Source organism: Calditerricola yamamurae, assembly GCF_054654135.1.
Genome location: NZ_BAAIFH010000006.1, coordinates 122,250 through 146,446 on the forward strand (window position 1 = coordinate 122,250; position 24,197 = coordinate 146,446).

Genomic DNA, 24,197 nt, shown 5'->3' on the forward strand with positions numbered 1-24,197 from the left:
GGAAGTTTCGATCCGGGAAGAGGAGTGGAGAGCCCATGCGGATGCACGAGTTGCGCGAATTGATCCGTTTGGTTGATCAAAGCTCCATCGTCGAGTTTGAGTGGGAGTTTGAAGGGGCCAAGGTGACGATTCGCAAGGGAGGAGGTGTCCCGGCGACCAACGGTGCGGCCGCTGCCGTTTCGAACGAACCCGCTGTCCCCCACGTGGCGGCAATCGCTCCGTCGGCGCCGCAGACGGATTCCACCCCGGCACCGTCCGGTACGCCGGCTGCTCCCGCGGCGGCCGTGACACCGCCAGCTCCATCCGCAGCGGCGTCCTCTGCCGCCAAGCCGGCGGACGCTGTCGAGGATGAGGCCGGCCTGCACAAGATCGTCGCACCGATGGTGGGCACCTTCTACGCCGCTCCGGCGCCCGACGCCGAGCCCTATGTCAAGGTGGGCGACAAGGTGAAGGAAGACACGGTGGTCTGTATCATCGAGGCCATGAAACTGTTCAACGAGATCGAGGCCGAGTGCCGCGGCGAGATTGTCAAGGTGCTGGTGGAAAACGGCCAGCTCGTCGAGTACGGCCAGCCGCTGTTTCTCGTGCGGCTCGAGAAATGAGGGATGCCGCCGATGTTTCGGAAGGTGCTCATTGCCAACCGGGGGGAAATCGCCGTCCGCGTCATCCGCGCCTGCCGCGAGCTGGGGATCGAGACGGTGGCCGTCTATTCCGAGGCGGACGCCGAGGCCCTGCACGTGCGCCTGGCCGACGAGGCCTATTGCATCGGGCCGAAGGCGTCAAAGGATAGCTACCTCAACATGACCAATCTCCTAGCCGTCGCCACGCTGACCGGTGTGGATGCCATCCATCCCGGGTACGGGTTTTTGGCCGAAAACCCCGATTTTGCCGAGCTGTGCGCTGCCTGTAACATCACCTTTATCGGCCCGAGCCCGGAGGCCATCGCCAAGATGGGCGAAAAGGCGGTGGCCCGTGAGACGATGCGCCGGGCCGGGGTGCCCGTCGTCCCGGGGTCGGACGGTCTGGTAAACGACGTGGAGGAGGCGCTCAAGACGGCCGATGCCATTGGCTACCCCGTCATCGTCAAGGCCACGGCAGGCGGCGGTGGCAAGGGCATGCGCGTCGCCTACAACCGCGAGGAGCTGGAAAAGGCGATCCGCACGGCGCAAAAGGAAGCGGAGACGGCCTTTGGAAACCCCGGTGTTTACCTGGAGAAGTACCTCGAGGAACCGCGGCACGTCGAAATCCAGATTATGGCCGACCGGCACGGCAACGTCGTCCACCTTGGCGAGCGCGACTGCTCCGTGCAGCGCCGCCATCAGAAGCTGATCGAGGAAGCGCCATGTCCGGTGATGACGCCCGAGTTGCGGGAGAAGATGGGACAAGCAGCCATCCAGGCGGCCAAAGCCGTGGGGTACTGCGGTGCCGGAACCGTGGAATTCCTCCTCGACAAACAGGGGAATTTCTACTTTATGGAGATGAACACGCGCATCCAGGTGGAGCACCCGGTGACGGAGATGATCACCGGCATCGACCTGATCAAGGAACAGATCCGCGTTGCCGCCGGGCTGCCGCTTTCCTTCTCCCAGGAAGACGTCAAGTTCAACGGATGGGCCATCGAATGCCGCATCAACGCCGAAAACCCGGCCAAGAACTTCATGCCCTCACCGGGGCGCATCACTTACTACCTCCCGCCGGGTGGGTTTGGCGTGCGTGTCGACAGTGCCGCCTACAGCGGCTACACCATTCCCCCGTATTACGACTCGATGATCGCCAAGCTGATCGTGTGGGGCAAGGATCGCGGCGAGGCGATCGAGCGGATGAAGCGCGCCTTGAGCGAGTTTGTCATCGAGGGCATTCACACCACCATCCCATTCCATTTGCGCGTCCTCTCCCATCCGGCGTTTGTCGCTGGCAACGTCGACACGAAGTTCCTCGAAAAATACCCGATCAATGTGGAAGAAGACGATGAAATTGGAACGGATCAATGAGTTTGCTATAATGGGGAGACTACTATAGGAGGTGTGACGAGTGGAACCGATTTTGCCGGGTGTAGAGCGCACGGAATTGGGAAAGATTTCCATAGCACCGGAAGTGATTGAGGTGATCGCCGGCTTGGCCGCCTCGGAAGTGGAAGGGGTGGCCGCGATGAGCGGCAGCTTTGTCGGCGACATCGCCGAACGGTTGGGACGGAGGAAGAATTTCGCCAAGGGTGTCAGCGTGGACGTGGGCGAGAAGGAAGCGGCGGTGAGCATTTCCATCGTCGTGCGCTACGGGTACCGCATTCCCGAAGTCGCGCGGGAGATCCAGGAAAACGTACGCGCGGCGATCGAGAACATGACCGGGTTGACCGTCACGGAAGTGAATGTCCACGTGGTCGATGTGCAGCTGAAAGACGCGGAGCGGGACACGCCTGAGGAGCCCCGCGTTCGGTGACCCCCTGCCTTGACAGGGGGATTTTTCGCTGGGGAGGGACAGAGGGTTCGTGCGCGGAGTCGACCGATTCCTGTTGGGGCTGTTCAGCTTGGCTGTGGCCGTGCTGAGCCTGCTTTTGTTCGCGCTGGCGATGTGGATCAGTCCGTTCGTCTTCCAGCGGCTCGTTCCGTGGGCCGATGGTGATGCGGTGCGGGCTGCTTTGGGTGCCGTGACGCTGCTTCTCTTCCTGGCCAGTGTGCGGTTTTTGGTCTTGGCATTCCGTCGGAGCGCGCCCCCGCTGACCATTGACCAACGCACGCCCCTGGGGGATGTGCACATTGCCGTCGACGCCCTGGAAAGCCTGGCGGTCGCCGCGGCCCGGCGGATCCGCGGGGTACGGGAGCTGGAGGCCCGCGTTCGGCCGAGCGAGGGCGGGACGCGGATTGCCCTGCGCGTCTCGGTGGACGGGGAGGCGCCGATTCCGGATTTGACCCAGGCCTTGCAGGCGGCGGTGAAGGATCACGTGGAACGCGTCGCCGGCGTGATCGTCCAGGACGTGACCGTCCACGTGGCCGGCGTCGTCACATCCCGCGTGGGCCGTGTCGAATAGAGGGATGGCCATGGGCAGAACGTGGTTCGAGTGGGCCTGGTTGCACAAGGGCGCCATCCTCGGCACGGCGTGCGGGCTCTTGTTCGGGTTTGTCTACCTGGCGGTCGGCTTGTGGAAGACCCTTGTCTTTGCGGCGATCGTATTTCTGGGGTACTATATCGGGAAGAAGCAGGACAACCGCGAAGACCTGCGAGACGTGCTGGCCCGCATCCTGCCGGAAAAGTTTACGCGCTGATACCGGCGGGCGAGGGCCGAGTTTCCAGTGGAAAAGGTGAGAAACGGTGAGACGGAGATTGGCACGCCAACGCGCAATTCAGTGCCTGTTTGCCATTGACGTGGGGCATACGCCGCCGGACGAGGCGATCGCCACCGCCGTGGCACTCGAGGGGGAGGAGGAACCGGAACGGGCCGGCGTCGAGGTGTGGGACCGCTCGTTTATGGAAGAGCTGGTGCGCGGCACGCTGACGCAACGGGAATCCATTGACGCGATCATCCGCAGTCACCTGCGCGGATGGACGCTCGAGCGCTTGGCCGCTGTGGATCGGGCTATTCTGCGCGTGGCGCTGTATGAGCTGCTCTATCACGAAGACGTGCCGCCCAAGGTGACGATCGACGAGGCCGTGGAGCTGGCCAAGGTCTTCGGGGACGACGCATCGCCCAAGTTTGTGAACGGCGTGTTGTCGGCCGTGGCGCGGGAGCAGGGCCTGCTGCCGGCGGAAGCACCCGAACAGGCGGGCGAGGGAGACGGCGCTCCGCCGGGGCCTTCCGGACAGTCATCCTTCGCTGGGCCGCCCGACGCGGTTCAGCAGCCGGAGGGCATGGCCTAGTGGATCCGGTTGTGCTCGGCATCGACACGAGCAACTACCGTACCTCGGTATGCGCCGTGGACGCCGCCGGGCGTATCGTCGGCGAGGTGCGGGAGCTCTTGCCCGTCCCGGAAGGCCAACGGGGCCTTCGCCAGGCGGAGGCGGTGTTTGCCCACGTGCGCCAGCTGGGGGCGCTGGCCGAGCGCTTGCCGGCAGGCGTCGGGCGTTCCGTTGTGGCCGTTGCCGCCAGCACAGCCCCGCGCCCCCAGGAGGGGTCCTACATGCCCGTCTTTGAAGTGGGGGCGGCGCTGGGGCGCCTGCTTGCCCGGTTGTGGAAGGTTCCATTCTACGCGACCACCCATCAGGAAATGCATGTCGCGGCCGCCTTGGCCACCGCCGATCGGCGGATTGACGCCGATCGCTTTTTGGCCGTGCACGTGTCGGGCGGGACAAGCGACATGCTGCTGTGCACGCGCCGGCCGCGGGGATTTGCGATCGAACGCATCGGCGGAAGCACCGACTTGTATGCCGGACAGCTCATCGACCGCGTCGGGGTGGCGCTGGGGTTGCCGTTCCCGGCCGGCCCCCACCTGGAGGCGCTGGCCATGGAGGCGGCGGAACCCTATGTCGTGCCGTCGGCGGTCAAGGGGCTGTCGTTTAGTTTTTCCGGCCCGGAGACGGCCCTCCTGCGCGCCATTCGCGACAAGGCCGCGTCGCCGGCCGCCATTGCCCGCGGGGCGGAGCACTGCATCGCCAAGACCCTGGAGAAGGTGCTGCGGCAGGCGATTGCCATGGGCTACCCCAAAGCGGTGCTGCTCGTGGGCGGTGTGGCGGCCAACCGGTACATTCGCGCCCATCTCAAGAAGCGGTTGGAGCATCCGGCCGTCGGGGCGACGCTGGCGTTCGCCCCCCCGTCCTATTCGGGTGACAACGCGTATGGTGTGGCGCTGTTGGGATGGATGGCATATAAAGACGAATATTTAACCCAAAATTAAAAGGATTATTCGGATTTAGTTCTTTACTTCCCGAGCAAGGCGGGCTACACTAGTGACGTGCCCAATGTTTATGTGTAGCCTGAGTGGAGGAGGAAGCAGCGTGCCCGCGACGATTCTGGACGGCAAAGCCATGGCCAAAGCGATTCGGCAAGATGTGGCCCGCGATGTGGCCCGACTGCGCGAAGTGGGGTTGACACCGGGGCTGGCGGTGGTCCTCGTCGGCGACGATCCCGCGTCCCACACCTACGTGCGGGCCAAAGCCAAAGCGTGTCGTGAGGTGGGCATCCATTCGGAGGTGCTGCACCTGCCGGCCGACACCACGGAGACGGCGTTGCTCGATACGGTCCGCCGGTTGAACGAACGGGACGACATCCACGGCATTCTCGTCCAGTTGCCGCTTCCCGCCCACATTCGCCCAAAAGCGGTGATTGACACCCTGCGCCCGGACAAGGACGTCGACGGCTTTCATCCCCTCAACGTGGGCAACCTCGCCATCGGCGACCGCTGTCTTGTCCCGTGCACGCCACGCGGCATTCTGGAGATGGTCAAGCGTGCCGGTCTGGAGGTGGCCGGCAAGCGCGCCGTGGTCATCGGGCGTAGCAACATTGTCGGCAAACCCATGGCCCAGCTCCTCCTGCGCGAGGACGCAACGGTTACCGTGTGCCACTCGAAAACGCCCAATTTGCCCGATGTCGCGCGCGAAGCAGATCTTCTCGTCGTGGCCATTGGACGGCCGGCCTACGTCGACGACCGCTTTGTGAAGCCGGGGGCGGTGGTGATTGACGTGGGCATCAATCGCCTGGCTGACGGCCGGCTGGTCGGCGACGTCGATTTCGCCAAGGTTCAGCGTGTGGCCGGCTACCTGACGCCGGTGCCGGGGGGCGTCGGGCCGATGACGATTGCCATGCTGCTCAAGAACACCGTGGAGGCGGCTGCTGCCCAGGTGAAGGCGGCGTCGTGACGGCTGCCGGACCGGGAAGGAGAGAGGAGGAAGGCGCGTGGCCGAACCGGCCGTACTGTCGGTCAGCGAACTGACCCGCACCATCAAAGCGCTGCTGGACGGCGACGAGCGCCTGGCCGACGTATGGGTGCGTGGGGAGATCTCGAATTTTACCCACCACAAGAGCGGCCACATGTACTTTACGCTCAAAGACGCAGCCAGCCGGGTCAAAGCGGTGATGTTCGCCTCCCAAAACCGGTACCTGGCCTTCCGCCCGGAGGACGGGATGCGCGTGCTGGCCCGTGGCGCGGTATCCGTCTTCGAGCGCGACGGGCAGTACCAACTGTACGTACGGGAGATGCTTCCCGACGGCGTGGGGAGCTTGTTTTTGGCCTTCGAACAGCTCAAGGAGCGCCTGCGCGCCGAAGGCCTGTTCGACCGTAAGCGGCCGCTGCCGACCTTCCCGCGGCGGATCGGTGTGGTGACGTCGCCGAACGGGGCGGCCATCCGCGACATCCTCACCACCTTGCGCCGCCGTTTCCCCCTGGCCCACGTGATCATCGTTCCCGTCCTCGTTCAAGGAGAGGAGGCGCCGGCGTCCATTGCCGCGGGGATCGAGCGCATCAACCGCTTCCGGGAGGTGGACGTGCTCATTGTCGGGCGCGGCGGCGGTTCCATCGAGGAGCTGTGGGCGTTCAACGAGGAGATTGTCGCCCGCAGCATCTACGCCTCGTCCATCCCGGTCATTTCCGCCGTTGGCCATGAGACCGACGTGACCATCGCCGACTTCGTGGCCGATCTGCGCGCGCCCACGCCCACCGCGGCGGCGGAGCTCGCCGTACCCCACGTGCGCGAGCTGGCCGAACGGCTGGTCCACATGGAGGAGCGCCTGCGCAGCGCCCTCCGGCGCCGCCTCGGCGAGGAACGCGTCCGCCTGCAGCGCATGGCCCAATCGCCGGTCTTTCGCCATCCGCGACGCCTGGTTGAGCCGTGGATGCAGCACCGTGACCAGCTCGACCGGCGCCTCGTCGAAGCGTTTGGCCGCCTGGTGGAACGTCGGCGCAACGCCCACCAGGCCCTCGTCCGCCAGCTGGCGCTCGCCACTCCCCGCCAGCGCCTCGCCGTCGCGCGCGCCCGCTGGAAAGCCCTCGACCGCGACCTGGCGCGCGCCATGGCCCTGCACCTGCGTGAGGCGAAGCAGGCCCTCGGGCACCTGTTGGGCCGCCTCGACGCCCTCAGCCCGCTGAAGGTCATGCAGCGCGGCTATGCCTTGGTGTACAATGAGACGGGGGAACGGGTGCTCACGTCGGTGCGGGACGTGGCGCCCGGCGATACGGTGTTCGTGCGCTTGGCGGACGGACGGCTGGACTGCCAGGTGTGGGGAATCGAGGAAGGGGTGCAGCATGGAAACGAAACGCGCGATGGGCATGCCCGAAGCGGAACTGACCTTTGAAGCGGCGATGCAGCGCCTGGAGGAAATCGTGCAGCGGCTGGAGGACGGCGATGTGTCGCTGGAAGAGGCGATCGAATTGTTCCAGGAAGGGATGCGCCTGTCCCGGTGGTGCGACAAGAAGTTGCGTGACGTGGAACAGCGCATTGATCTGCTCCTCGAGGAGGAGGACGGCGCGTTTCGCCTCGTACCCTTTTCCGGCGAGGAGGATGAGGCGTGAAGCCGGTTGCGCTGGCATCATACCTGCGGGAGCGGGCCGCCGCCGTGGACAACGAAATGCGGCGCCTGCTGGCCCGCGGCGACATCCCTCCCCGCCTCCGCGAGGCGATGGCCTACTCGCTTTTCGCCGGCGGAAAGCGCATTCGCCCCGTGCTCCTCTTGGCGGCGATGGAAGCCCTTGGCGCGTCCTGTGAACCGGGGCTCCCGGCGGCGTGTGCCGTGGAGATGATTCACACCTATTCCCTCATCCACGATGACCTGCCGGCGATGGACGACGACGACTGGCGGCGCGGCCGCCCGACCAACCACCGCGTCTTCGGGGAAGCGATGGCCATCCTGGCCGGTGACGCCCTCCTCACCGAGGCCTTTGGCGTGCTTGCCTCGGAAAGCGCCGCCCGTGGGGTTCCGCCGGAAACGATCGTGGCGCTGGTGCGGGAGCTGGCTGAGGCGGCCGGCGCGACGGGCATGGTGGGCGGACAGGTACTCGACCTGGAGGCGGAAGGAAAGGGCGTATCGGTGAACGAGCTTGTCACCGTCCACCGGCGCAAGACCGGGGCCCTGCTCGTCTTCTGCGCCCGCGCGGGGGCGTTGTTGGCCGGCGCCGATGCCCGCCAGCTGGAAGCGTTGACGCACTATGCCGAGCATCTGGGGCTGGCCTTTCAGATCCAGGACGACATCCTGGACGAAGTGGGCGATGCGGCCAAACTGGGGAAGCCGGTGGGCAGCGATCGCCGCAAGGGCAAGGGCACCTTTCCCGCCCTGCTGGGGGTCGAGGCGTCGCGGCGCGAGGTGGCCCGCCTGACGGATGCGGCCAAGGCGGCGCTGGCGGTGCCGGGCATCGACGGTGGCATGCTGGCCGCACTGGCCGACTATTTGTTGACGCGGGAACGGTAGGGACCCTTCGCTCCCGTCCTGTTGAGCACTTCCCCAACCCATGGTACAATGTGTGTTACGATTGCGGTGGGTACAGCACGTGCGCGGAGAGCCGGCCCGACATGGCTTTGTTTTTTTGTGTACATGGTGGACATACGGCGGGAACCGCGGCTCCGCGTGATCTGTGGCCCATCAATTGGGGATTGGCGCGATGACGCGTTCCAGAAGTGAACGATACGGTTTCGATTGCGGTAGGCCTCCTGACCCTGGTAGTGACCGTTCGGGTTGTCGCCGTGGCAACGCCCTGCTGTGCGGGGTGAACGGGACCTTCGGCCGGCGGGTCGTGCCGGGCCTCATCCTGCCCGGCGCCGCCTTTGATGCCGTGGGATGGCGGCAGCTTGCGCCGATGCGCAGCGGACCATGGCGGCGAGCGGATACTAGGGGCAAGCAGGCCATTTTTCATGTTTGCGAAACCCGCCGGCGTGGACGCAATATGGTGCAAACGAGGAGGGAAACCTGTGCTCCTGGAGCGGATTCAATCTCCGGCTGACGTCAAGGGACTGTCCCTTGCCGAGCTGGAGCAGTTGGCGAGTGAGATTCGCCAGTTCCTGATTGAAAAGCTGTCCGTCACCGGTGGCCATTTGGCCCCGAACCTGGGGGTCGTCGAACTGACCCTTGCCCTGCACGTCCTGTTTGACAGCCCGCGTGACAAGTTCATCTGGGACGTTGGCCACCAGGCCTACGTGCACAAGATCCTTACCGGCCGTCGCGATCGCTTTGACACGCTGCGCCAGTACAAGGGGCTGAGCGGCTTTCCGAAGCGCAGCGAGAGCGAGCACGACGTGTGGGAAACGGGCCACTCCAGCACCTCCCTCTCGGCGGCGATGGGCATGGCGATTGCCCGCGACTTGAAGGGGGAAGACCACAAGATCATTGCCGTCATCGGCGACGGCGCCCTCACTGGCGGCATGGCCTTGGAAGCGCTTAACCACATCGGGCACGAACAGCGGGACATCCTCGTCATCTTGAACGACAACGAGATGTCCATCTCGCCCAATGTTGGCGCCCTGCATAACTACCTGGGCAAGATCCGCACCGGCCGGACGTATACGAAGACGAAGGAAGAGATCGAGCAGCTCCTGCGGAAGGTGCCCTTTGGCCACACCCTGGCCCGCACTGCCGAGCGGCTTAAGGATACGCTCAAGTACCTGTTGGTGCCGGGAATTGTGTTTGAGGAACTGGGCTACACGTATCTCGGGCCTGTCGACGGCCACAAGTTGGACGAGCTCCTCGAAGCCCTCAAGCAGGCGGCGCGGACGCGCGGGCCGGTGCTGGTGCACGTGATCACCAAAAAGGGGAAGGGGTACCAGCCGGCCGAAGCCGATTCCGACACGTGGCACGGCGTGACGCCCTACAAGATCGAGTCCGGGGAATTCATCAAAAAGCCGGGGGGAGCGCCGGATTACAAAAACGTTTTCGCCGACACCCTTATCCAGCTGGCCGAGCGCGACGAACGCATCGTCGCCATCACCCCGGCGATGCTCGGCGGCTCGGGACTGGTGAAGTTCCAGCAGCGTTTCCCCGACCGGTGCTTTGACGTGGGCATCGCCGAGCAGCACGCCGTGACGATGGCCGGCGGCCTGGCCGCCCAAGGGATGAAACCGGTGTGCGCCATTTACTCCACCTTCCTGCAGCGCGCCTACGACCAGGTGGTCCACGACGTCTGCCGCCAAAACCTGAATGTGGTCTTCGCCGTTGATCGCGCCGGCTTCGTCGGTGCCGACGGGGATACCCACCAGGGGGTGTTTGACATCGGCTTTCTGCGTCACCTGCCGAATATGGTGGTGATGATGCCGAAGGACGAAAACGAATTTCGGCACATGCTGTACACGGCCGTCACCTACGAGGAAGGGCCCATCGCGGTGCGCTACCCGCGCGGCAATGGCGTGGGCGTGCCGCTCGACCCCGAGCTGCGTCGCATCCCCATCGGGACGTGGGAAGTGGTGCGGGAAGGCGACGATGTGGCCATCCTGGCCGTGGGGCCCATGGTCCAGGTGGCGCTGGAGGCAGCCGCGCGCCTCGAAGAAGAGGGGGTATCCGCCACCGTGGTCAACGCGCGGTTTGTCAAGCCCCTCGACCGGACGATGCTGCTGGCGCTGGCCGAACGCGGCCTGCCGATCGTGACCGTGGAGGAGGGAGCCGTGCTGGCCGGTTTTGGCAGCGCCGTGTTGGAATTCTATGCCTTCGAGGGGATCGACGGCGTGCGCGTCTACCCGATGGGCGTTCCCGACCGCTTCATTGAACACGGCAGCGTAGCCGACCAGCGGCGCGAGGTGGGGCTGACGGCAGAAAACGTGGCAACCTGCGCGCGCAACCTGCTGGCGCGCGCCCGCAAGCGGGCGTGACGGCGATGGCCAAGAAAGAGCGTCTTGACGTGCTCCTGGTGACGCGCGGCCTGTTCCCGACGCGGGAAAAAGCCCGGCGCGCGATCATGGCCGGTCTGGTGCGCGTGGAGGGCGAGCGGGTTGACAAGGCCGGAGAGAAGGTACCCCTGGATGCGCGCATCGAGGTGAAGGGTGACCCGTGCCCCTATGTGAGCCGCGGGGGCCTGAAACTGGAGCGGGCCTTGCGCGTCTTCGGCCTGGACCTGACCGATAAGGCAGTGCTCGATGTCGGCGCCTCCACCGGCGGGTTTACCGACTGCGCCCTGCAACACGGGGCGCGGCGCGTCTACGCCGTTGATGTGGGCTATGGCCAGCTGGATTGGAAGCTGCGCCAGGATCCGCGTGTGGTGGTGATGGAGCGGACGAACTTTCGCTACGCCGAGCCGTCCTGGTTCCCGGAGCCCCCGGACGTGGCCACGGTGGACGTCTCCTTCATTTCCCTTGGGCTCATTTTTCCGCCGCTGGCCACCGTGCTAAAGGCGGGCGGTGACGTGGTTGCCCTCGTCAAGCCACAATTTGAAGCGGGCCCGGCGCTCGTCGGCAAGCACGGGGTGGTGCGCGATCCGCGCGTCCACGCCGAGGTGTTGCGCGCCGTGGTGGACAAGGCGCGGGCAGCGAACTTGGCGCCCCTCGACCTGACCTACTCCCCCATCCGCGGCGGGGAAGGAAACATCGAGTTTTTGCTGCACGCCCGGAAAGGAGACGAGGCGCGCGACGACGTAGAGAGGAAGATAGACGCCGTCGTTCGGGAAGCCCACGACCGGCTCCGGGACGCGCGCTTGGCCGACGCGTGATGCTGCGGGGATTCACGCGCACCGGTGGGGAGGAGGAAGCGTGCTGAAAACGGGGGATGGGCTTGTCGCCATACTGATGGTACTGGGAACCGTGTTGGTTTTGGCGTGGCGCCTGCTGGGACCGGGGTGGATGCGGCAGCCGCCCAGAGGGCCCGTCGTTGCCCTCCTGGAGGAAGCGGGGTTTGACGTGGTGGCGGGGAAAGTGGCTATTCCCGTGGCTGTCACCGTCGACGACCGCACCTTTGACAGTCGGGTGTATGTCGATTTTCTTGCCAAACGCGATGGAAAACTGTATGCCGTAAAAGTGGAGAAGAGCCGCAAACCCATTCCCGCGACAGGAGCGGCCCTGCGTGACGCCCTGCTCGCGTCCTGGCTGCTCGTGCGCCCGCACGGTATCGTCGTGGTCAACCGCGAAACGGGAGCCCTGCGCATCGTCACCTTCGCCGTTCGTCCGCGGGCAACCGGACGCTGGCGCTATGTGGCGGCCATGGGGATCGGAGCTGCGCTGGCGTACATCTTCCTGCATGGTTGAGGTGTTGCGGAGTTGAAGACCATTGGGTTGGTCTTGAACCGGGACAAACCCGCTGCTTGGACGGTGGCGCAAAAGCTTGTCGACTGGATTGAGGCCAAGGGAGCGCGCGTGGTGCTGGAAAGCGAAGACGCGCGCGCTCTCGGCCGTCCCGACGTGGCCCTGCCGCGCGAACGCTTTCCCGACGCCGTCGATCTGCTGTTCGTGCTCGGCGGAGACGGCACACTCCTCGGCTATGCCCGGGAATTTGCCCCCCACAAGATTCCCCTGCTGGGCATCAATGTGGGACGCCTCGGGTTTTTGTCGGAAGCGGAGCCGGACGATTTGCCCGCGGTGGTGGACCGCGTTCTCAGGGGAGACTACAGCTTAGACGAGCGCATGATGCTCGAGGCGCAGTGGGTGCGCGATGGAACGGTGCGTGGCTCCTATTTGGCTCTCAACGACGTCGGCGTGGCCCGGGAAGCCTTTTCGCGGATGATCACGACCACCGTGTTTGTAGACGGGGTGTTCCTCAGCCGGTTTTCGGGAGACGGACTTGTTGTTGCCACCCCCACCGGCTCCACCGCCTACTCCCTGTCGGCAGGGGGGCCGATCATTGTGCCGCACCTCGATGCGATCCTCCTTACGCCGGTTGCGCCCCACACGCTCACGGCGCGGCCGATGGTGCTGGCCCCGCAGGATGAGGTGTGCATTCGCGTTGACGCTCCCCACGCGCACATCGGCTTGACCGTTGACGGGCAGCTGGGAGTGCGGCTTGAGCCCGGCGATGAGGTGCGCGTGCGGCGCGCCCCGCACACCACGCTGTTGATCAAGTGGAAGGAACGCGCCTTTTTTGATGTCGTGCGGCGCAAGCTGCAGGGAGACCCACCGAGGGGGGACGGGTTGTGAACAAAGCACAGCGACACATCAAGATCCGCGAGATCATTTCCCAGTATGACATTGAGACGCAAGATGAGCTGGTCAACAAGTTGCGCGAAGCGGGGATTCATGTGACCCAGGCCACAGTATCCCGCGACATCAAGGAGCTGCACCTGGTGAAGGTGCCCACCCCCGATGGACGCTACCGATACTCGCTTCCCATCGACCAGCGCATCAACCCGCAACAGAAGCTCAAGCGTATGCTGATGGACAGCTTCGTCAGCATTGACCACGCCGAAAACCTGGTCGTGTTGAAGACGCTCCCCGGTAACGCCCAGGCGGTGGCGGCGCTGATCGACAATCTCGACTGGCCGGAGATCGTGGGCACACTTGCCGGTGATGACACCATTCTGATCATCTGTAAGAGAAAAGAAAAATCGGAAGAGCTGGCCCGCCGGTTTCTCGACATGCTCTAGGGAGGCGGCAGAGGAGGAGACCGGGCATGCTACTCGAACTGACCGTGCGCGACCTCGCCCTGATCAAGGAGGCGCACGTCGCTTTTTCCGAGGGGCTCAACGTGTTGACCGGGGAGACGGGGGCCGGCAAATCGATTCTCCTCGACGCCCTCGGCCTGGCGCTGGGCGGGCGGGCTTCGAGTGATTTGGTGCGTCATGGCGCCGCCAAGGCCGTCGTGGAGGCCCTGTTTGAGGTGGATCCCGACCATCCCGCCGCCCGCCGCCTGGCAGAGATGGGCATTCCGGTTGACGGGGGACACATTCTCGTTCGCCGTGACATGTCCACCGGCGGCCGCAGCGTTTGCCGCATCAACGGGCACTTGGTGACGCTGGCCATGCTGCGGGAAGTGGGCGGGGTGTTGGTTTCCTTCTGCGGCCAGCATGACCATCAGGAACTCCTCAATCCCGATCGCCATCTGGCGTGGGTCGACGCCTACGGCGGGGCGGAGCTGGCCCGCTGCCGCAGCGAGTACGAGGCGCTCTACGCGCGCTACACGCGGGTGCGTACGGAGCTGGCCCGGATGACGGAGGATGAAAAGGCCCTCGCCCAACGGCTCGACCTGCTCCGCTTCCAGCGAGCCGAGATCGAGGAGGCGGCCCTTGAACCGGGGGAAGAAGAGCGGTTGCTCGCCGAGCGGCAGCGGCTTGTCCACGCCGAGAAGCTGCGCACGGCCCTACACGGGGCCTATGCGGCCCTCGCCGGCGACAATCGGGGAATGGACTGGATTGGCCACGCCTTGGCCTACCTCGAGCAGGCGGCATCCATCGATCCTGACCTGACCGGGTTGCACGAGGCCGTTCAGTCGGCTTACTACCAGCTGGAGGACGCGGTGCGGGAGCTGCGCGATGCCCAGGAAGCCATCCTGGACGACGACGGTCGCCTGGCCGAGGTGGAGGCGCGGCTGGCCTTGATTTCCAGACTCAAGCGCAAGTACGGCGACACGGTAGAGGCCATCCTCGAGTACGCGGCCAAAGTGGAGGAGGAGCTGGAAGCCATTGAAAACCGCGAGACGCGCGTGGAACAGCTCACCCGCGAGCTGGAAGAGATCGGGCGCGATCTCGGCATCGAGGCCGAGGAACTGTCCCATCGCCGGAAGGAGGCCGCGGCGAAGCTTTGCGCGGCAGTGGAAGCTCATCTTCGCGACCTGAACCTGGAGCATGCCCACCTGCTTGCCGAGCTCCATACCGTTCCCGACGAGGACGGCATTGACGTCGGCGGGAAGCGCGTGCGGGCCATGCCCCATGGGATCGACGCCGTCTCCTTCCTGTGGGCGCCGAACCCGGGGGAACCGCCCAAGCCTCTGGCGCGCATCGCTTCGGGCGGGGAACTGTCGCGCCTCATGCTGGCGCTCCAGGCGGTTGTGGCCGACACCGAAGCGTACCGCACGCTGGTGTTTGACGAGGTGGATACCGGGATCAGCGGGCGCGCCGCCCAGCGTGTAGCCGAAAAGCTGGCCGCCCTTGCCGCCGGGCGGCAGGTGCTGTGCGTCACGCACCTCCCCCAGGTGGCGTGCATGGCCGATGTCCATTTTGTGGTCAGCAAGGCGGTCGAAGACGGCGAAACGGTGACGCGTGTGGAGCCGCTCAGCGAAGCGGGACGTGTCGAGGAGCTCGCGCGCATGTTGAGCGGCGTGGCGGTGACCGAAAGCAGCAAACAGCACGCGCGGGAGATGCTTCGCCTCGCGCGGGGGAGCAAGACGGCGATTGGCTGAGAACGGGGCTTTGTTGGGAAGCCCCTTCTTTTTGTCCACGAATTACGGGGTTATATTCGCCCCAAAGGCGGACACGCTAGTACTACACGCAGCAGGAGGTGCAGGCAGGGAAGGTAGGAGCGTGATGGCTGTTGTCCATCTCCAGAAAAACAATTGGTCTTTGCGTGATGGTGTTCTCCGTCCTCTTCGCCTTTTCGCCCCCCTTTCAGCGGTTTGCCGCCTTGCCCGAGGAGATCCGCGTCGTCCAAGGAGCGGTGAAGCCCCTTCCGCTGTTTTCCGGTGGTACCGTCACCGTTGACAATCCCGAAGTGGTGCAGGTCGAACGCCCCGGCACTGCCCGGGTGGCTTCGTCCACCCCCGCGTCACCAGTCGGGACGGCGAACGGAACGTGGGTGTTGTTGCCCGGAGATGTGGGGTCCTCCCGCATGGCGGTAAAAATGGGCACGCTCCCCCTTCGTCAGGTGACCGTTTCCGTGCTCCCGGAGCTGCGGGTGGTTCCCGGCGGTCAGTCCATCGGCGTCAAGCTCCGCTCGGCGGGGGTCCTGGTGGTCGGGCATTATCTGGTCCCTCATGGCGACCGGCCGCTGTCGCCCGGTCGGGAAGCCGGTGTGCGCGTTGGCGACGTGATCACCGCCATTGACGGGACGGCGGTGCAATCGGTTGGCGATGTGGAAGCGCGCGTGCGGGCAGCGGGGGCGACGGGACGGCCGATCGTGCTGAAACTGGCACGGGGCAGCGACCAGGTGCAGGTGACCCTTCGCCCGGCCCGCGACAAGGATGGGCAGTATCGCCTCGGCCTCTACATCCGCGATTCGGCTGCCGGTGTCGGTACGTTGACGTTCTATGACCCCAAGACGCGCCGGTTTGGCGCCCTGGGCCACGTCATCTCCGATGTCGACACGCGCCAGCCCATTCGTGTTGGCGGCGGCGTGATCGTTCCCTCCGACGTGACGTCCATCGACAAGGGAAGCAGCGGCGAGCCGGGACAGAAACGTGCCACCTTGGTGGACGAAAACCGTACCCTTGGCAAAATTGAGAAGAACACCCCCTTCGGCATCTTTGGTACCCTTACGGAAGCGCCACAGCCCGCCCTCTTCCGCGAACCGATTCCCATCGCCCTGGCCGAAGAGGTGCGGGAAGGGCCGGCCGAGATGCTCACCGTCGTCGAGGGGCGCAAGGTGGAGCGCTTTTCCGTCGAAATCGTCAGCGTCTCTTCCCAGCGCTTTCCCGCCACCAAAAGCATGGTGATCCGCGTCACCGATCCGCGCCTGCTGGAGAAGACCGGAGGGATCGTGCAGGGGATGAGCGGAAGCCCCATCATCCAGAACGGCAAGCTGGTTGGCGCCGTGACCCACGTGTTTGTCAATGATCCCACCACCGGCTACGGGGTGTTTATTGAGTGGATGCTCCGCGATGCCGGGTACGATCTCAATGCGAATCCGAATGCAACCAACAAGCCGCCGCGCGCACAGGCCGGCGGTTTTTTGCGTGCCCCGGGCACATTCGACAGAAACTGGGTGATAAAAGTCGGAAAATGTAGACGAAAAGTCCGGTCGACTCAGAAGGAACTTCCCGGTTAATCGCGAATGATCTTTATGGTGGAAGCCAGGGGATCACCCTTTACGAATTCCGCAGTTCGCCGAAAAAGGAGGATTTGCCGCGTGACACAAAAGGTACGGGTGGTGCTTGCCGACGACAACCGTGAGTTTACCAATTTGTTGGCGGAATTTATTGACCAGCAAGAAGATATGGAAGTCGTCGGGGTAGCGTACAACGGAAACGATGTGATTGCCGTCCTGGAAAACACCGCGGCAGACGTGTTGATCCTCGACATTATCATGCCCCATTTGGACGGCTTGGCTGTTCTCGAGCGGCTGCACAGCATGCAGTTGCCGGTCTTTCCCAAGATCATCATGTTAACCGCCTTCGGCCAAGAGGAAATCACGAAAAAGGCTGTCGAGCTGGGGGCTTCCTACTACATTCTCAAGCCCTTTGATATGGAAGTGCTGACCAATCGCATCCGCCAAGTGGTGGTTCATGACCGCGTGATGTTGCCCATTCAGACGGCCGCGGCGTCAAGTCCGAAAAAGCATGACCTGGACGTGCGCATTACCAACATCATCCACGAGATTGGCGTGCCGGCGCACATCAAGGGCTATCTGTACCTTCGCGAAGCGATTGCCATGGTGTACCACAACGTTGAGCTGCTGGGCTCGATTACCAAAGAGCTCTACCCCTCCATCGCCCGCAAGTTCAACACCACGCCCAGCCGGGTGGAGCGGGCCATTCGCCATGCCATCGAAGTGGCCTGGGCCCGTGGCAACGTGGAGCTGATCAGCAGCCTGTTTGGCTACACGATCAACGTGGCCAAGGCCAAACCGACGAACAGCGAATTCATCGCCATGGTTGCTGACCGGCTGCGCATCGAGCAGAAAGTGGTGAGCTGAGGGATGGGGCACAAAGCGCCGACGCTGTTTCGCTGGCCGGTGGAGGATGAGCTGGCCCTGGGCCTGCTGCTGCCGCATCACGCGGAGGCGCTGCTCGTGTTGGTGGACGAAAACCGCGACCATCTCCGGCCCTGGCTGCCGTGGGTGGACAAAACGCGGCGCGTCGACGACTCCCTCGCGTTCATCCGCAGCGGGCTCCAACAGCTCTCCCGCTGTGATGGATTTCATCTGGGGATTTGGTGTGCCGGTGCGCTCGCGGGCGTGCTGGGCGTGCACTGGATCGATTGGGCGAACCGCAGGACCAGCCTGGGCTATTGGTTGGGCGCGGGCTTTCAGGGACGGGGGCTGATGACGCGCAGCGTGGCCGCGGTGCTCGATTTCCTCTTTGACGAGTGGGACCTGCATCGCGTGGAGGTCCGCGCCGCGGTGACCAACTTCCGCAGCCGTGCGGTCCCCGAGCGGTTGGGCTTTCGCCTGGAGGGCGTGCTGCGGGGCGTCGAGCGGTTTGCCGACGGCTCGTATCGCGACCACGCGGTGTACGCGATGTTGGCGGAAGAGTGGCGCGAACGGCGCGCGCTGCAGGGGACGGCTTTGGCGCGACCGCGCCAGCACCGGTGATGACGATCGGCATGATCCGCAGCGAGCCGACCGTGTGGAACGGTCGGTTTTTCTTTTTGGGCGCAGGGGAATGAGAATTTCTTCCGCTTGCCAAACTAGTACCGAACAGGAAGTGTGTGGCACAGGAGGGAACGGCGTGATCGCCTGGTGGCGTTCCGGCAAGCCGATCAGCGGCACGGCGGTTGTTGACGAACGGACAAAGCGGTTGGTCATGCGCTTGGCGGGAGGGGAGATTGCCGTCATCCGTCATCGCGATGTGGACGAGGTGGCGGCCCGTGGCCTACTCGACGCCGGTGTGCGGGCGGTGGTCAACGCCTTGCCGTTTTTGAGCGGCAGCTATCCGGCAGAGGGGGCTCTCCTCCTGGCCCGCAGCGGCGTGCCCCTGTTTGAAATCGCCGAGCCCGACTTTGCGCGCATCCCCGAGGGATCGCGCCTCGTGCTGGATGATGGACATCTGTGGGTCGAAGAGACCGCCACGGTGCTGCCCGCGCGCCGCATCACGGACGAGGAGCTTGAGCGCCGCTACCAGCGGGGCGTGGCCAACCTCGAAAACCGCTTGGCGCAGTTTATCGACAATACCCTCCGGTTTGCGGCGAAGGAAAAGGCGTTTTTCATTCGTCCGCTGCTGACCCCGGTGCTGCGGACACCGCTTCAGGACCGCCACGTGCTGGTTGTGGTGCGGGGCAGCCACTACCGGCAAGACCTGCTGGCCATCCGCGGGTACGTGGAAGACTACCGTCCCGCGTTGATCGGCGTTGACGGTGGCGCCGATGCCCTGCTCGATTTCGGCTGGACGCCCGACATCATCATCGGCGACATGGACAGCGTTTCCGACCGCGCCCTGCGCTGCGGGGCGGACTTGATCGTGCACGGCTATCCCGATGGTCGGGCCCCCGGCCTGGCACGGCTTCAGCAGCTGGGCCTCAGCGGACACGTGCTCTGTGCGCCGGGGACGAGCGAGGACATCGCCTTGCTGCTCGCCTATGAGAAAGGGGCCGAACTGATTGTCACCGTAGGCACGCACTCGAACATGATCGATTTTCTGGAAAAAGGACGCCAGGGGATGGCCAGCACCGTTCTCGTGCGGATGAAGATCGGCGCCAAATTGGTCGACGCCCGCGGGGTCTCCAAGCTTTACCCGCGGCGCCTGAAATGGCGAACCCTGGCCTATCTGATCGGGGCCGCCTGTGTGCCGGTGGCGGCGTTGGCCGCGGTGAGCGAGTCGTTGACACGGCTGTGGCGCCTGGTGTGGGTGAACGTCAAGCTGCTGATGGGGTGAGGGATGCCGTGTATCCATGGCGCTACCACGTGGTCACGGTGGTATCGGTCTTCCTGGCCCTGGGCATCGGGATTCTGCTCGGAGGCACGGCCGGCCAGCGGTGGATCGAGGCCAACCAGCAGGACGTGCTGGCCAGCCTCACGCAGAAATACGAGGAGACGGTCAAGCAGAACAAGGCGTTGCAGCGGCGCCTGGATGCGCTCCATGTCCAATTTGAGGAAACGGTCCGCGAGATGTCGCGCCTCGTTCTGGCCGAAGCGATGGCCCAAACCTCCCCGCACGTGTGGCTCGTGGGGGATCCGGACGCGGTCAAGGGACTGGCCGCCTTTTTGCGCGACGTGGGCTTTGCCGTGACCCTCGTGCCGCCGGAAGCACACGCGCCGCCCGAAAAACCGGGAGGGAAGATCGTGCTCGTGGTGGCGGGGAATCAGGTCCCTTCATGGCTCGAGCGGGCGCAGGTGCCCACCGTGCGCGTTGACACAGCGGATCCGACGCCGTACGGGTATCTCAATGCGGTAAAAGAGATCGTCAGCCGCATGCAGGGAGGGATCTCGTCATGACACGGGTGCGCGTGTCGGCCGTCATTCCTGCTTACAACGAGGCGGCCACCCTGCCCGAGACGCTGGACGCCTTGCGCCGGGCGGGCTGTGTCGACGAGGTGATCGTGGTCGACGATGGCAGCACCGACGGCACGGCCGATGCGGCGCGCCCCTACGCCGACCGCGTCCTCGTGCACGGTGAAAACCGCGGCAAGGGGGCGGCCCTGGAGACGGGGTGGCGGGCGGCCCACGGCGAGATTCTGTTGTTCTTGGATGGCGATCTAGGGGAGACGGCCGCCTACGCGCCGGCCCTGCTCGATCCCGTGCAGCGCGACATGGCCGACGTGGTGGTGGCGGTGTTCCCCCCGGCGCGCCGAAAAGGGGGCTTTGGTTTGGTCAAGGGGCTGGCGCGATTCGGCGTCGAACACCTCACCGGCTATGCCCTGCAAGCGCCGCTGTCCGGGCAGCGGGCAGTCCGCCGGGTGGTGCTGGAATCCCTTCCCCCCCTGTCCGGGGGCTTTGGCGTCGAGGTGGGGTTAACCGTCGACGTGCTGCGGGCGGGGTTCCGCCTTTATGAAGTGCAGGTGCCCTTTCGCCACCGCGAGACGGGGCGCGACGTGCGTGGCTTCTTGCACCGCGGGCGCCAGTTCATTGACATCGCCCTCACGTTACGCCGCAAGCGGCGGGAAGGGCGGCGGGTACCGTGACGGGTGCGGATCTGATGGGCCAGGGACCGGCCCTTGCCCTTTTCTGGGGCGGTGTCGCCGTGTCGATGGCCTTCGGGTGGTTATCGGTGCGCATCACGCTCGCCGTGTTGCGGCGCATGGGTCCGCTTCGCGCCAACTACCGGGGTGACGTTGTCCCCGTGGCCTCGGGCTGGGCGATCGCCTTGCCCGCCGGGAGCGTGCCCTTGCTGTGGGCGTGGGGCGCGGGCGGCGGAACCGAGGCGGCGCCTCTTGCGCTCATCCAGCTTCTTGTTGTCGGCGGCTTCGCGCTTCTCGGCACCGTCGACGACCTCTGGGGAAGCCGTGCCGTCACCGGGCTGCGCGGCCACCTGCGCGCACTTCTGATCGGGCGGCCGACCACCGGAGCGGCGAAAGCCGTCGGCGGTCTGACCGTGGCGGCGGCTGCTGCGTGGCTGTCCGGTTTTCGCGGGGCAGCGTGGGCGGTGGCGCTGCTGGTCATGGCCTTGTCGGCCAACGCCGTCAACCTGCTCGACCTGCGCCCCGGCCGCGCGCTGAAGGCCGCCGGCCTCCTGCTTACCTCGCTCCTGCCGTTCCTCCCCGTTTCGGCGTGGTTCCACTGGTTTCCGGCCGCCTGCGCGGGGGCGGCCCTCTTCCCCCACGATGTTCGCGGCCGCGCCATGCTCGGCGACGCCGGCAGTAACGTCATCGGTGCCCTGCTCGGCCTGTGGATCGTCTGGTGGGCGCCAGTAGGGTTTCAGGTGGGGTGGCTGGCGGTTCTGGTCGCCCTGCACCTCTATGCTGAGCGGCGGTCGCTCTCCGAACTCATTGCCCGCGTTCCTTTCTTGACGTACCTCGACCGGCTCGGGCAGCCCGATGAAGGGCCTCCGCACCCGGTCGACCGGAGCCAGTAAAAAAAAAAAGACAGGGCCTATGCCCCGTTGTCCCGGCGCCGTGTTTTCAAGAACCGTTTTTGTACGCGGCGCCGTTTTTTGTCGCGATAGAAGAGGAACCCACCGAGAAAAGTGAGGCCGCAGAGGAAGAGGACAACGCCGGCAAGAAAGGAAAGCCCATCGTACACGGTGGCGGTTTGGGCAACCACGGAGAATACGGCGTCGCGCATCAATTTCCAGCCATAGGCGGCGACGAGGCCGGCCGAGACGAGGATGAGCAAGGCCAGGAGCCGCTGGATCAGCATCATCGGGCCATCCCCCCTTTCCGGCGTGGATGGGCGAGTTCGCGTTCCCAAGCGGCGGATGGACGTGCCGTTCCCATCGTAACGCAAAACTCTCTCCCCGTCCACGGCGCAATGCGGTATAATCGCGATGCCTGCAAGTATTTTCACAAGACGACTGAAAAAATTGTCGCACAACGGACGCGAGGGAAAGGAGCGGGGACGGTGAAACGGGTTGCGGTGGTCGGAGACGGTACGCAAACCCGGGAACTGGTGCGCCTCTTGCGGCAGGCTAAGGGGGTGACCCTTGTGGGGGTGGCGGAATGGCCCGCGGATGTTGCTACGGCGCTGGCTGGCGATCCCGATCTGGTGGTGGTGACGGCGCGCGATCCCCAGGCGGTTGATGCGGTGCGCGAGCGGGCAAAGGGCGCGGCCGTGGTGTGGGGGGAGGTGGCCGACGCCCTGGCCGATCTGGCGGCGGAAACGGCCCGCCTGCGCACCGCCCTGGAAAAGGCCCGGCGCGCACGGGACGTCATCCTCGACGCCACCCACGATGCCGTGCTGGCCGTGGACGCCGAGGGGCGCATCACGCTGTTCAACCGCGCCGCGGAAACGATTACTGGTCTCAAGCGGGAGGACGTCTTGGGGCGGCGGGTGACCGACGTCATCCCTTCCAGCCGGCTGCTGCGCGTCCTGGAAACCGGACAGGCCGAACGCAACCAGGAGCAGCGGCTTGACGGCGGGCGGCGCATCGTCACCAACCGTACCCCGGTTGTCGACGAAAACGGGAAGGTCGTCGGTGCTGTGGCCGTCTTTCGTGACATCACCGACGTGATGGCCCTGGCGGAGCAGGTGACAAACCTGAAGGAGGTGCGGAGCCTGCTCGAGGCCATCATTCATGCGACGGAAGACGCCATTTCCGTTGTTGACGCGCGGGGCATTGGGATTCTGATTAACCCCGCCTACACCCGGCTCACGGGCTTGACGGAGGAAGACGTGATCGGGAAGCCGGCCGATGTGGACATCTCCGAAGGCGAGAGCATGCACATGAAGGTGTTGCGCACGCGCAAGCCCGTCCGCGGCGTTCCCCTCAAAGTGGGGCCGAAAAAGAAGGATGTCATCGTCAACGTCGCCCCGATCATCGTCGACGGCGAGCTGAAGGGCAGTGTGGGCGTGATTCATGACGTGTCGGAGATCAAGCGGCTGAATGCGGAACTGGAACAGGCCAAGAAGATCATCCGCACGTTGGAGGCCAAATACACCTTCGAGGACATCATCGGAGAAAGCGACGCGCTGCGCATCGCCGTGGAACAGGCCAAAAAGGCGGCCAAGACGACGGTGACGGTGCTGTTGCGGGGCGAGTCGGGTACGGGCAAGGAACTCTTTGCCCACGCCATCCACAACGCGAGCGACCGCAAGTACAACCAGTTCGTGCGCGTAAACTGCGCGGCGCTGACGGAATCGCTGCTCGAAAGCGAGCTCTTCGGTTATGAGGAGGGCGCCTTCACCGGCGCGCGGCGCGGCGGCAAGCGTGGCCTGTTTGAGGAGGCAAGCGGAGGAACGATCTTTCTTGACGAGATCGGCGAGCTGTCGCTGAACATGCAGGCCAAGCTCCTCCGTGTGTTGCAGGAGAAAGAGGTGGTGCGCGTGGGCGGGACGAAGCCCATTCCCGTTGACGTGCGCGTGATCGCCGCCACCAACGTCAACCTCGAGCGGGCCATTCAGCAGGGCACATTTCGGGAAGACTTGTATTACCGACTCAACGTCTTCCCCATTTTCATTCCGCCCCTGCGCTATCGCAAGGAAGACATTCCCCTTTTGTGCGCCCACTTGATCCGCAAGTTCAACCAGGAGTACGGGCGAATGGTCAAAAGCGTCGACCCGGCCGCCCTCGAAGTACTGTCCTCCTACACGTGGCCGGGAAACGTCCGGGAACTGGAAAACATTCTCGGGCGGGCCATCATTAACATGAAATTTAACGAGACGGTCATTCGCGTTTCCCATTTGCCGCCCCTCGACCAACAAGGGGGAACGGTACCGGCCCACAGCCAACGCCGGACGGATGGGCCAATCGAACCCTTGGAAGCCGTCGTCCGGCGTGCCGAGGCGGAGCACATTGCTCGGGCCCTGGACGCCACCGGAGGAAACAAAACGGAGGCGGCCCGGCTTCTCGGGATTTCTGTCCGCAACCTGTATTACAAGCTGAACAAACTCGGCCTGAATCGGGATAGCGGGGAAGGGGACGACCCGGCGCCCCGGAGGTAATGCGCAACATGTTTCATGAAAGCGTTTGCAAT

General features: G+C 64.8%; 25 protein-coding genes and 1 pseudogene. 25 read left to right on the plus strand and 1 reads right to left on the minus strand.

The features are described from left to right. Positions 1–35 precede the first annotated feature (35 nt). From accB to ACYQ0Z_RS07050, 24 genes and pseudogenes are all read left to right on the plus strand, one after another. Positions 36–602, plus strand: coding sequence for an acetyl-CoA carboxylase biotin carboxyl carrier protein (gene accB, locus ACYQ0Z_RS06935; RefSeq protein ID WP_459865867.1), 567 nt, complete (start codon positions 36–38; stop codon positions 600–602). Between the two features lie 12 nt (positions 603–614). Beyond that, positions 615–1,991 (plus strand): acetyl-CoA carboxylase biotin carboxylase subunit, encoded by a 1,377-nt coding sequence (accC, locus tag ACYQ0Z_RS06940; protein WP_459865870.1) that lies wholly within the window; start codon positions 615–617, stop codon positions 1,989–1,991. Positions 1,992–2,031: 40 nt separating this feature from the next. Then, positions 2,032–2,436 (plus strand): Asp23/Gls24 family envelope stress response protein, encoded by a 405-nt coding sequence (locus ACYQ0Z_RS06945; RefSeq protein WP_459865873.1) that lies wholly within the window; start codon positions 2,032–2,034, stop codon positions 2,434–2,436. A 49-nt stretch (positions 2,437–2,485) separates the two neighbouring features. After that, positions 2,486–3,025 carry an alkaline shock response membrane anchor protein AmaP gene (gene amaP / locus ACYQ0Z_RS06950; protein WP_459865876.1) on the plus strand — a complete coding sequence of 180 codons (540 nt, stop codon included), beginning with the start codon at positions 2,486–2,488 and terminating at the stop codon, positions 3,023–3,025. Between the two features lie 10 nt (positions 3,026–3,035). Beyond that, on the plus strand, positions 3,036–3,260 hold the full coding sequence (locus ACYQ0Z_RS06955; RefSeq protein WP_459865879.1) for a DUF2273 domain-containing protein: 225 nt from the start codon (positions 3,036–3,038) through the stop codon (positions 3,258–3,260). 46 nt (positions 3,261–3,306) lie between these two features. Beyond that, a pseudogene (nusB, locus tag ACYQ0Z_RS06960) lies at positions 3,307–3,723 on the plus strand (transcription antitermination factor NusB); the annotation flags it as partial. 128 nt (positions 3,724–3,851) lie between these two features. Further along, positions 3,852–4,826: a tRNA (adenosine(37)-N6)-threonylcarbamoyltransferase complex transferase subunit TsaD gene (locus ACYQ0Z_RS06965; RefSeq protein WP_459865881.1), complete on the plus strand. Its 975-nt coding sequence runs from the start codon at positions 3,852–3,854 to the stop codon at positions 4,824–4,826. Between the two features lie 100 nt (positions 4,827–4,926). Next, entirely contained in the window at positions 4,927–5,787 is an 861-nt protein-coding gene (gene folD / locus ACYQ0Z_RS06970; protein ID WP_459865884.1) for a bifunctional methylenetetrahydrofolate dehydrogenase/methenyltetrahydrofolate cyclohydrolase FolD, read from the plus strand. Between the two features lie 37 nt (positions 5,788–5,824). Next, entirely contained in the window at positions 5,825–7,219 is a 1,395-nt protein-coding gene (xseA, locus tag ACYQ0Z_RS06975) for an exodeoxyribonuclease VII large subunit (RefSeq protein ID WP_459865887.1), read from the plus strand. After that, complete coding sequence (gene xseB / locus ACYQ0Z_RS06980; RefSeq protein WP_459865891.1) at positions 7,170–7,436, plus strand: exodeoxyribonuclease VII small subunit; 267 nt, start codon at positions 7,170–7,172, stop codon at positions 7,434–7,436. The genes xseA and xseB overlap by 50 nt, the downstream gene beginning before the upstream one ends. Continuing rightward, on the plus strand, positions 7,433–8,329 hold the full coding sequence (locus ACYQ0Z_RS06985; RefSeq protein ID WP_459865894.1) for a polyprenyl synthetase family protein: 897 nt from the start codon (positions 7,433–7,435) through the stop codon (positions 8,327–8,329). The genes xseB and ACYQ0Z_RS06985 overlap by 4 nt, the downstream gene beginning before the upstream one ends. Positions 8,330–8,826: 497 nt before the next feature. Next, positions 8,827–10,713: a 1-deoxy-D-xylulose-5-phosphate synthase gene (gene dxs, locus ACYQ0Z_RS06990; protein ID WP_459865897.1), complete on the plus strand. Its 1,887-nt coding sequence runs from the start codon at positions 8,827–8,829 to the stop codon at positions 10,711–10,713. 5 nt (positions 10,714–10,718) lie between these two features. Then, positions 10,719–11,546 carry a TlyA family RNA methyltransferase gene (locus ACYQ0Z_RS06995; protein WP_459865900.1) on the plus strand — a complete coding sequence of 276 codons (828 nt, stop codon included), beginning with the start codon at positions 10,719–10,721 and terminating at the stop codon, positions 11,544–11,546. A gap of 40 nt (positions 11,547–11,586) precedes the next feature. Then, a complete protein-coding gene (locus ACYQ0Z_RS07000) occupies positions 11,587–12,078 on the plus strand; it encodes a hypothetical protein (protein ID WP_459865903.1) in 492 nt (163 codons plus the stop codon). A gap of 12 nt (positions 12,079–12,090) precedes the next feature. Continuing rightward, positions 12,091–12,963 carry an NAD(+)/NADH kinase gene (locus ACYQ0Z_RS07005; protein WP_459865906.1) on the plus strand — a complete coding sequence of 291 codons (873 nt, stop codon included), beginning with the start codon at positions 12,091–12,093 and terminating at the stop codon, positions 12,961–12,963. Further along, positions 12,960–13,409: a transcriptional regulator AhrC/ArgR gene (gene ahrC, locus ACYQ0Z_RS07010; RefSeq protein ID WP_459865909.1), complete on the plus strand. Its 450-nt coding sequence runs from the start codon at positions 12,960–12,962 to the stop codon at positions 13,407–13,409. The genes ACYQ0Z_RS07005 and ahrC overlap by 4 nt, the downstream gene beginning before the upstream one ends. 26 nt (positions 13,410–13,435) lie before the next feature. Next, a complete protein-coding gene (recN, locus tag ACYQ0Z_RS07015; RefSeq protein ID WP_459865912.1) occupies positions 13,436–15,160 on the plus strand; it encodes a DNA repair protein RecN in 1,725 nt (574 codons plus the stop codon). Positions 15,161–15,291: 131 nt separating this feature from the next. After that, complete coding sequence (gene spoIVB / locus ACYQ0Z_RS07020) at positions 15,292–16,740, plus strand: SpoIVB peptidase (RefSeq protein WP_459865914.1); 1,449 nt, start codon at positions 15,292–15,294, stop codon at positions 16,738–16,740. Positions 16,741–16,821: 81 nt separating this feature from the next. Continuing rightward, a complete protein-coding gene (gene spo0A, locus ACYQ0Z_RS07025; protein ID WP_459865917.1) occupies positions 16,822–17,607 on the plus strand; it encodes a sporulation transcription factor Spo0A in 786 nt (261 codons plus the stop codon). A 24-nt stretch (positions 17,608–17,631) separates the two neighbouring features. Beyond that, positions 17,632–18,225 (plus strand): GNAT family N-acetyltransferase, encoded by a 594-nt coding sequence (locus tag ACYQ0Z_RS07030; RefSeq protein WP_459868766.1) that lies wholly within the window; start codon positions 17,632–17,634, stop codon positions 18,223–18,225. Between the two features lie 136 nt (positions 18,226–18,361). Next, entirely contained in the window at positions 18,362–19,504 is a 1,143-nt protein-coding gene (gene steA, locus ACYQ0Z_RS07035) for a putative cytokinetic ring protein SteA (RefSeq protein WP_459865920.1), read from the plus strand. Between the two features lie 8 nt (positions 19,505–19,512). Next, positions 19,513–20,064 carry a copper transporter gene (locus ACYQ0Z_RS07040; protein ID WP_459865923.1) on the plus strand — a complete coding sequence of 184 codons (552 nt, stop codon included), beginning with the start codon at positions 19,513–19,515 and terminating at the stop codon, positions 20,062–20,064. After that, on the plus strand, positions 20,061–20,750 hold the full coding sequence (locus ACYQ0Z_RS07045; protein ID WP_459865926.1) for a glycosyltransferase family 2 protein: 690 nt from the start codon (positions 20,061–20,063) through the stop codon (positions 20,748–20,750). The genes ACYQ0Z_RS07040 and ACYQ0Z_RS07045 overlap by 4 nt, the downstream gene beginning before the upstream one ends. Then, the gene (locus tag ACYQ0Z_RS07050; RefSeq protein ID WP_459865929.1) at positions 20,747–21,640 is read left to right on the plus strand and encodes a hypothetical protein; all 894 of its coding nucleotides are present in this window, start codon (positions 20,747–20,749) and stop codon (positions 21,638–21,640) included. Before ACYQ0Z_RS07045 ends, ACYQ0Z_RS07050 begins: the two co-directional genes overlap by 4 nt. 17 nt (positions 21,641–21,657) lie before the next feature. On the opposite strand, the gene ACYQ0Z_RS07055 is transcribed toward ACYQ0Z_RS07050, so the two are convergent. Then, entirely contained in the window at positions 21,658–21,927 is a 270-nt protein-coding gene (locus ACYQ0Z_RS07055; RefSeq protein ID WP_459865932.1) for a DUF2627 domain-containing protein, read from the minus strand. 198 nt (positions 21,928–22,125) lie between these two features. Here ACYQ0Z_RS07055 and ACYQ0Z_RS07060 point away from each other — a divergent pair, with 198 nt between their 5' ends. Beyond that, the gene (locus ACYQ0Z_RS07060) at positions 22,126–24,165 is read left to right on the plus strand and encodes a sigma-54 interaction domain-containing protein (RefSeq protein WP_459865935.1); all 2,040 of its coding nucleotides are present in this window, start codon (positions 22,126–22,128) and stop codon (positions 24,163–24,165) included. The last annotated feature ends 32 nt before the right edge of the window (positions 24,166–24,197 follow it).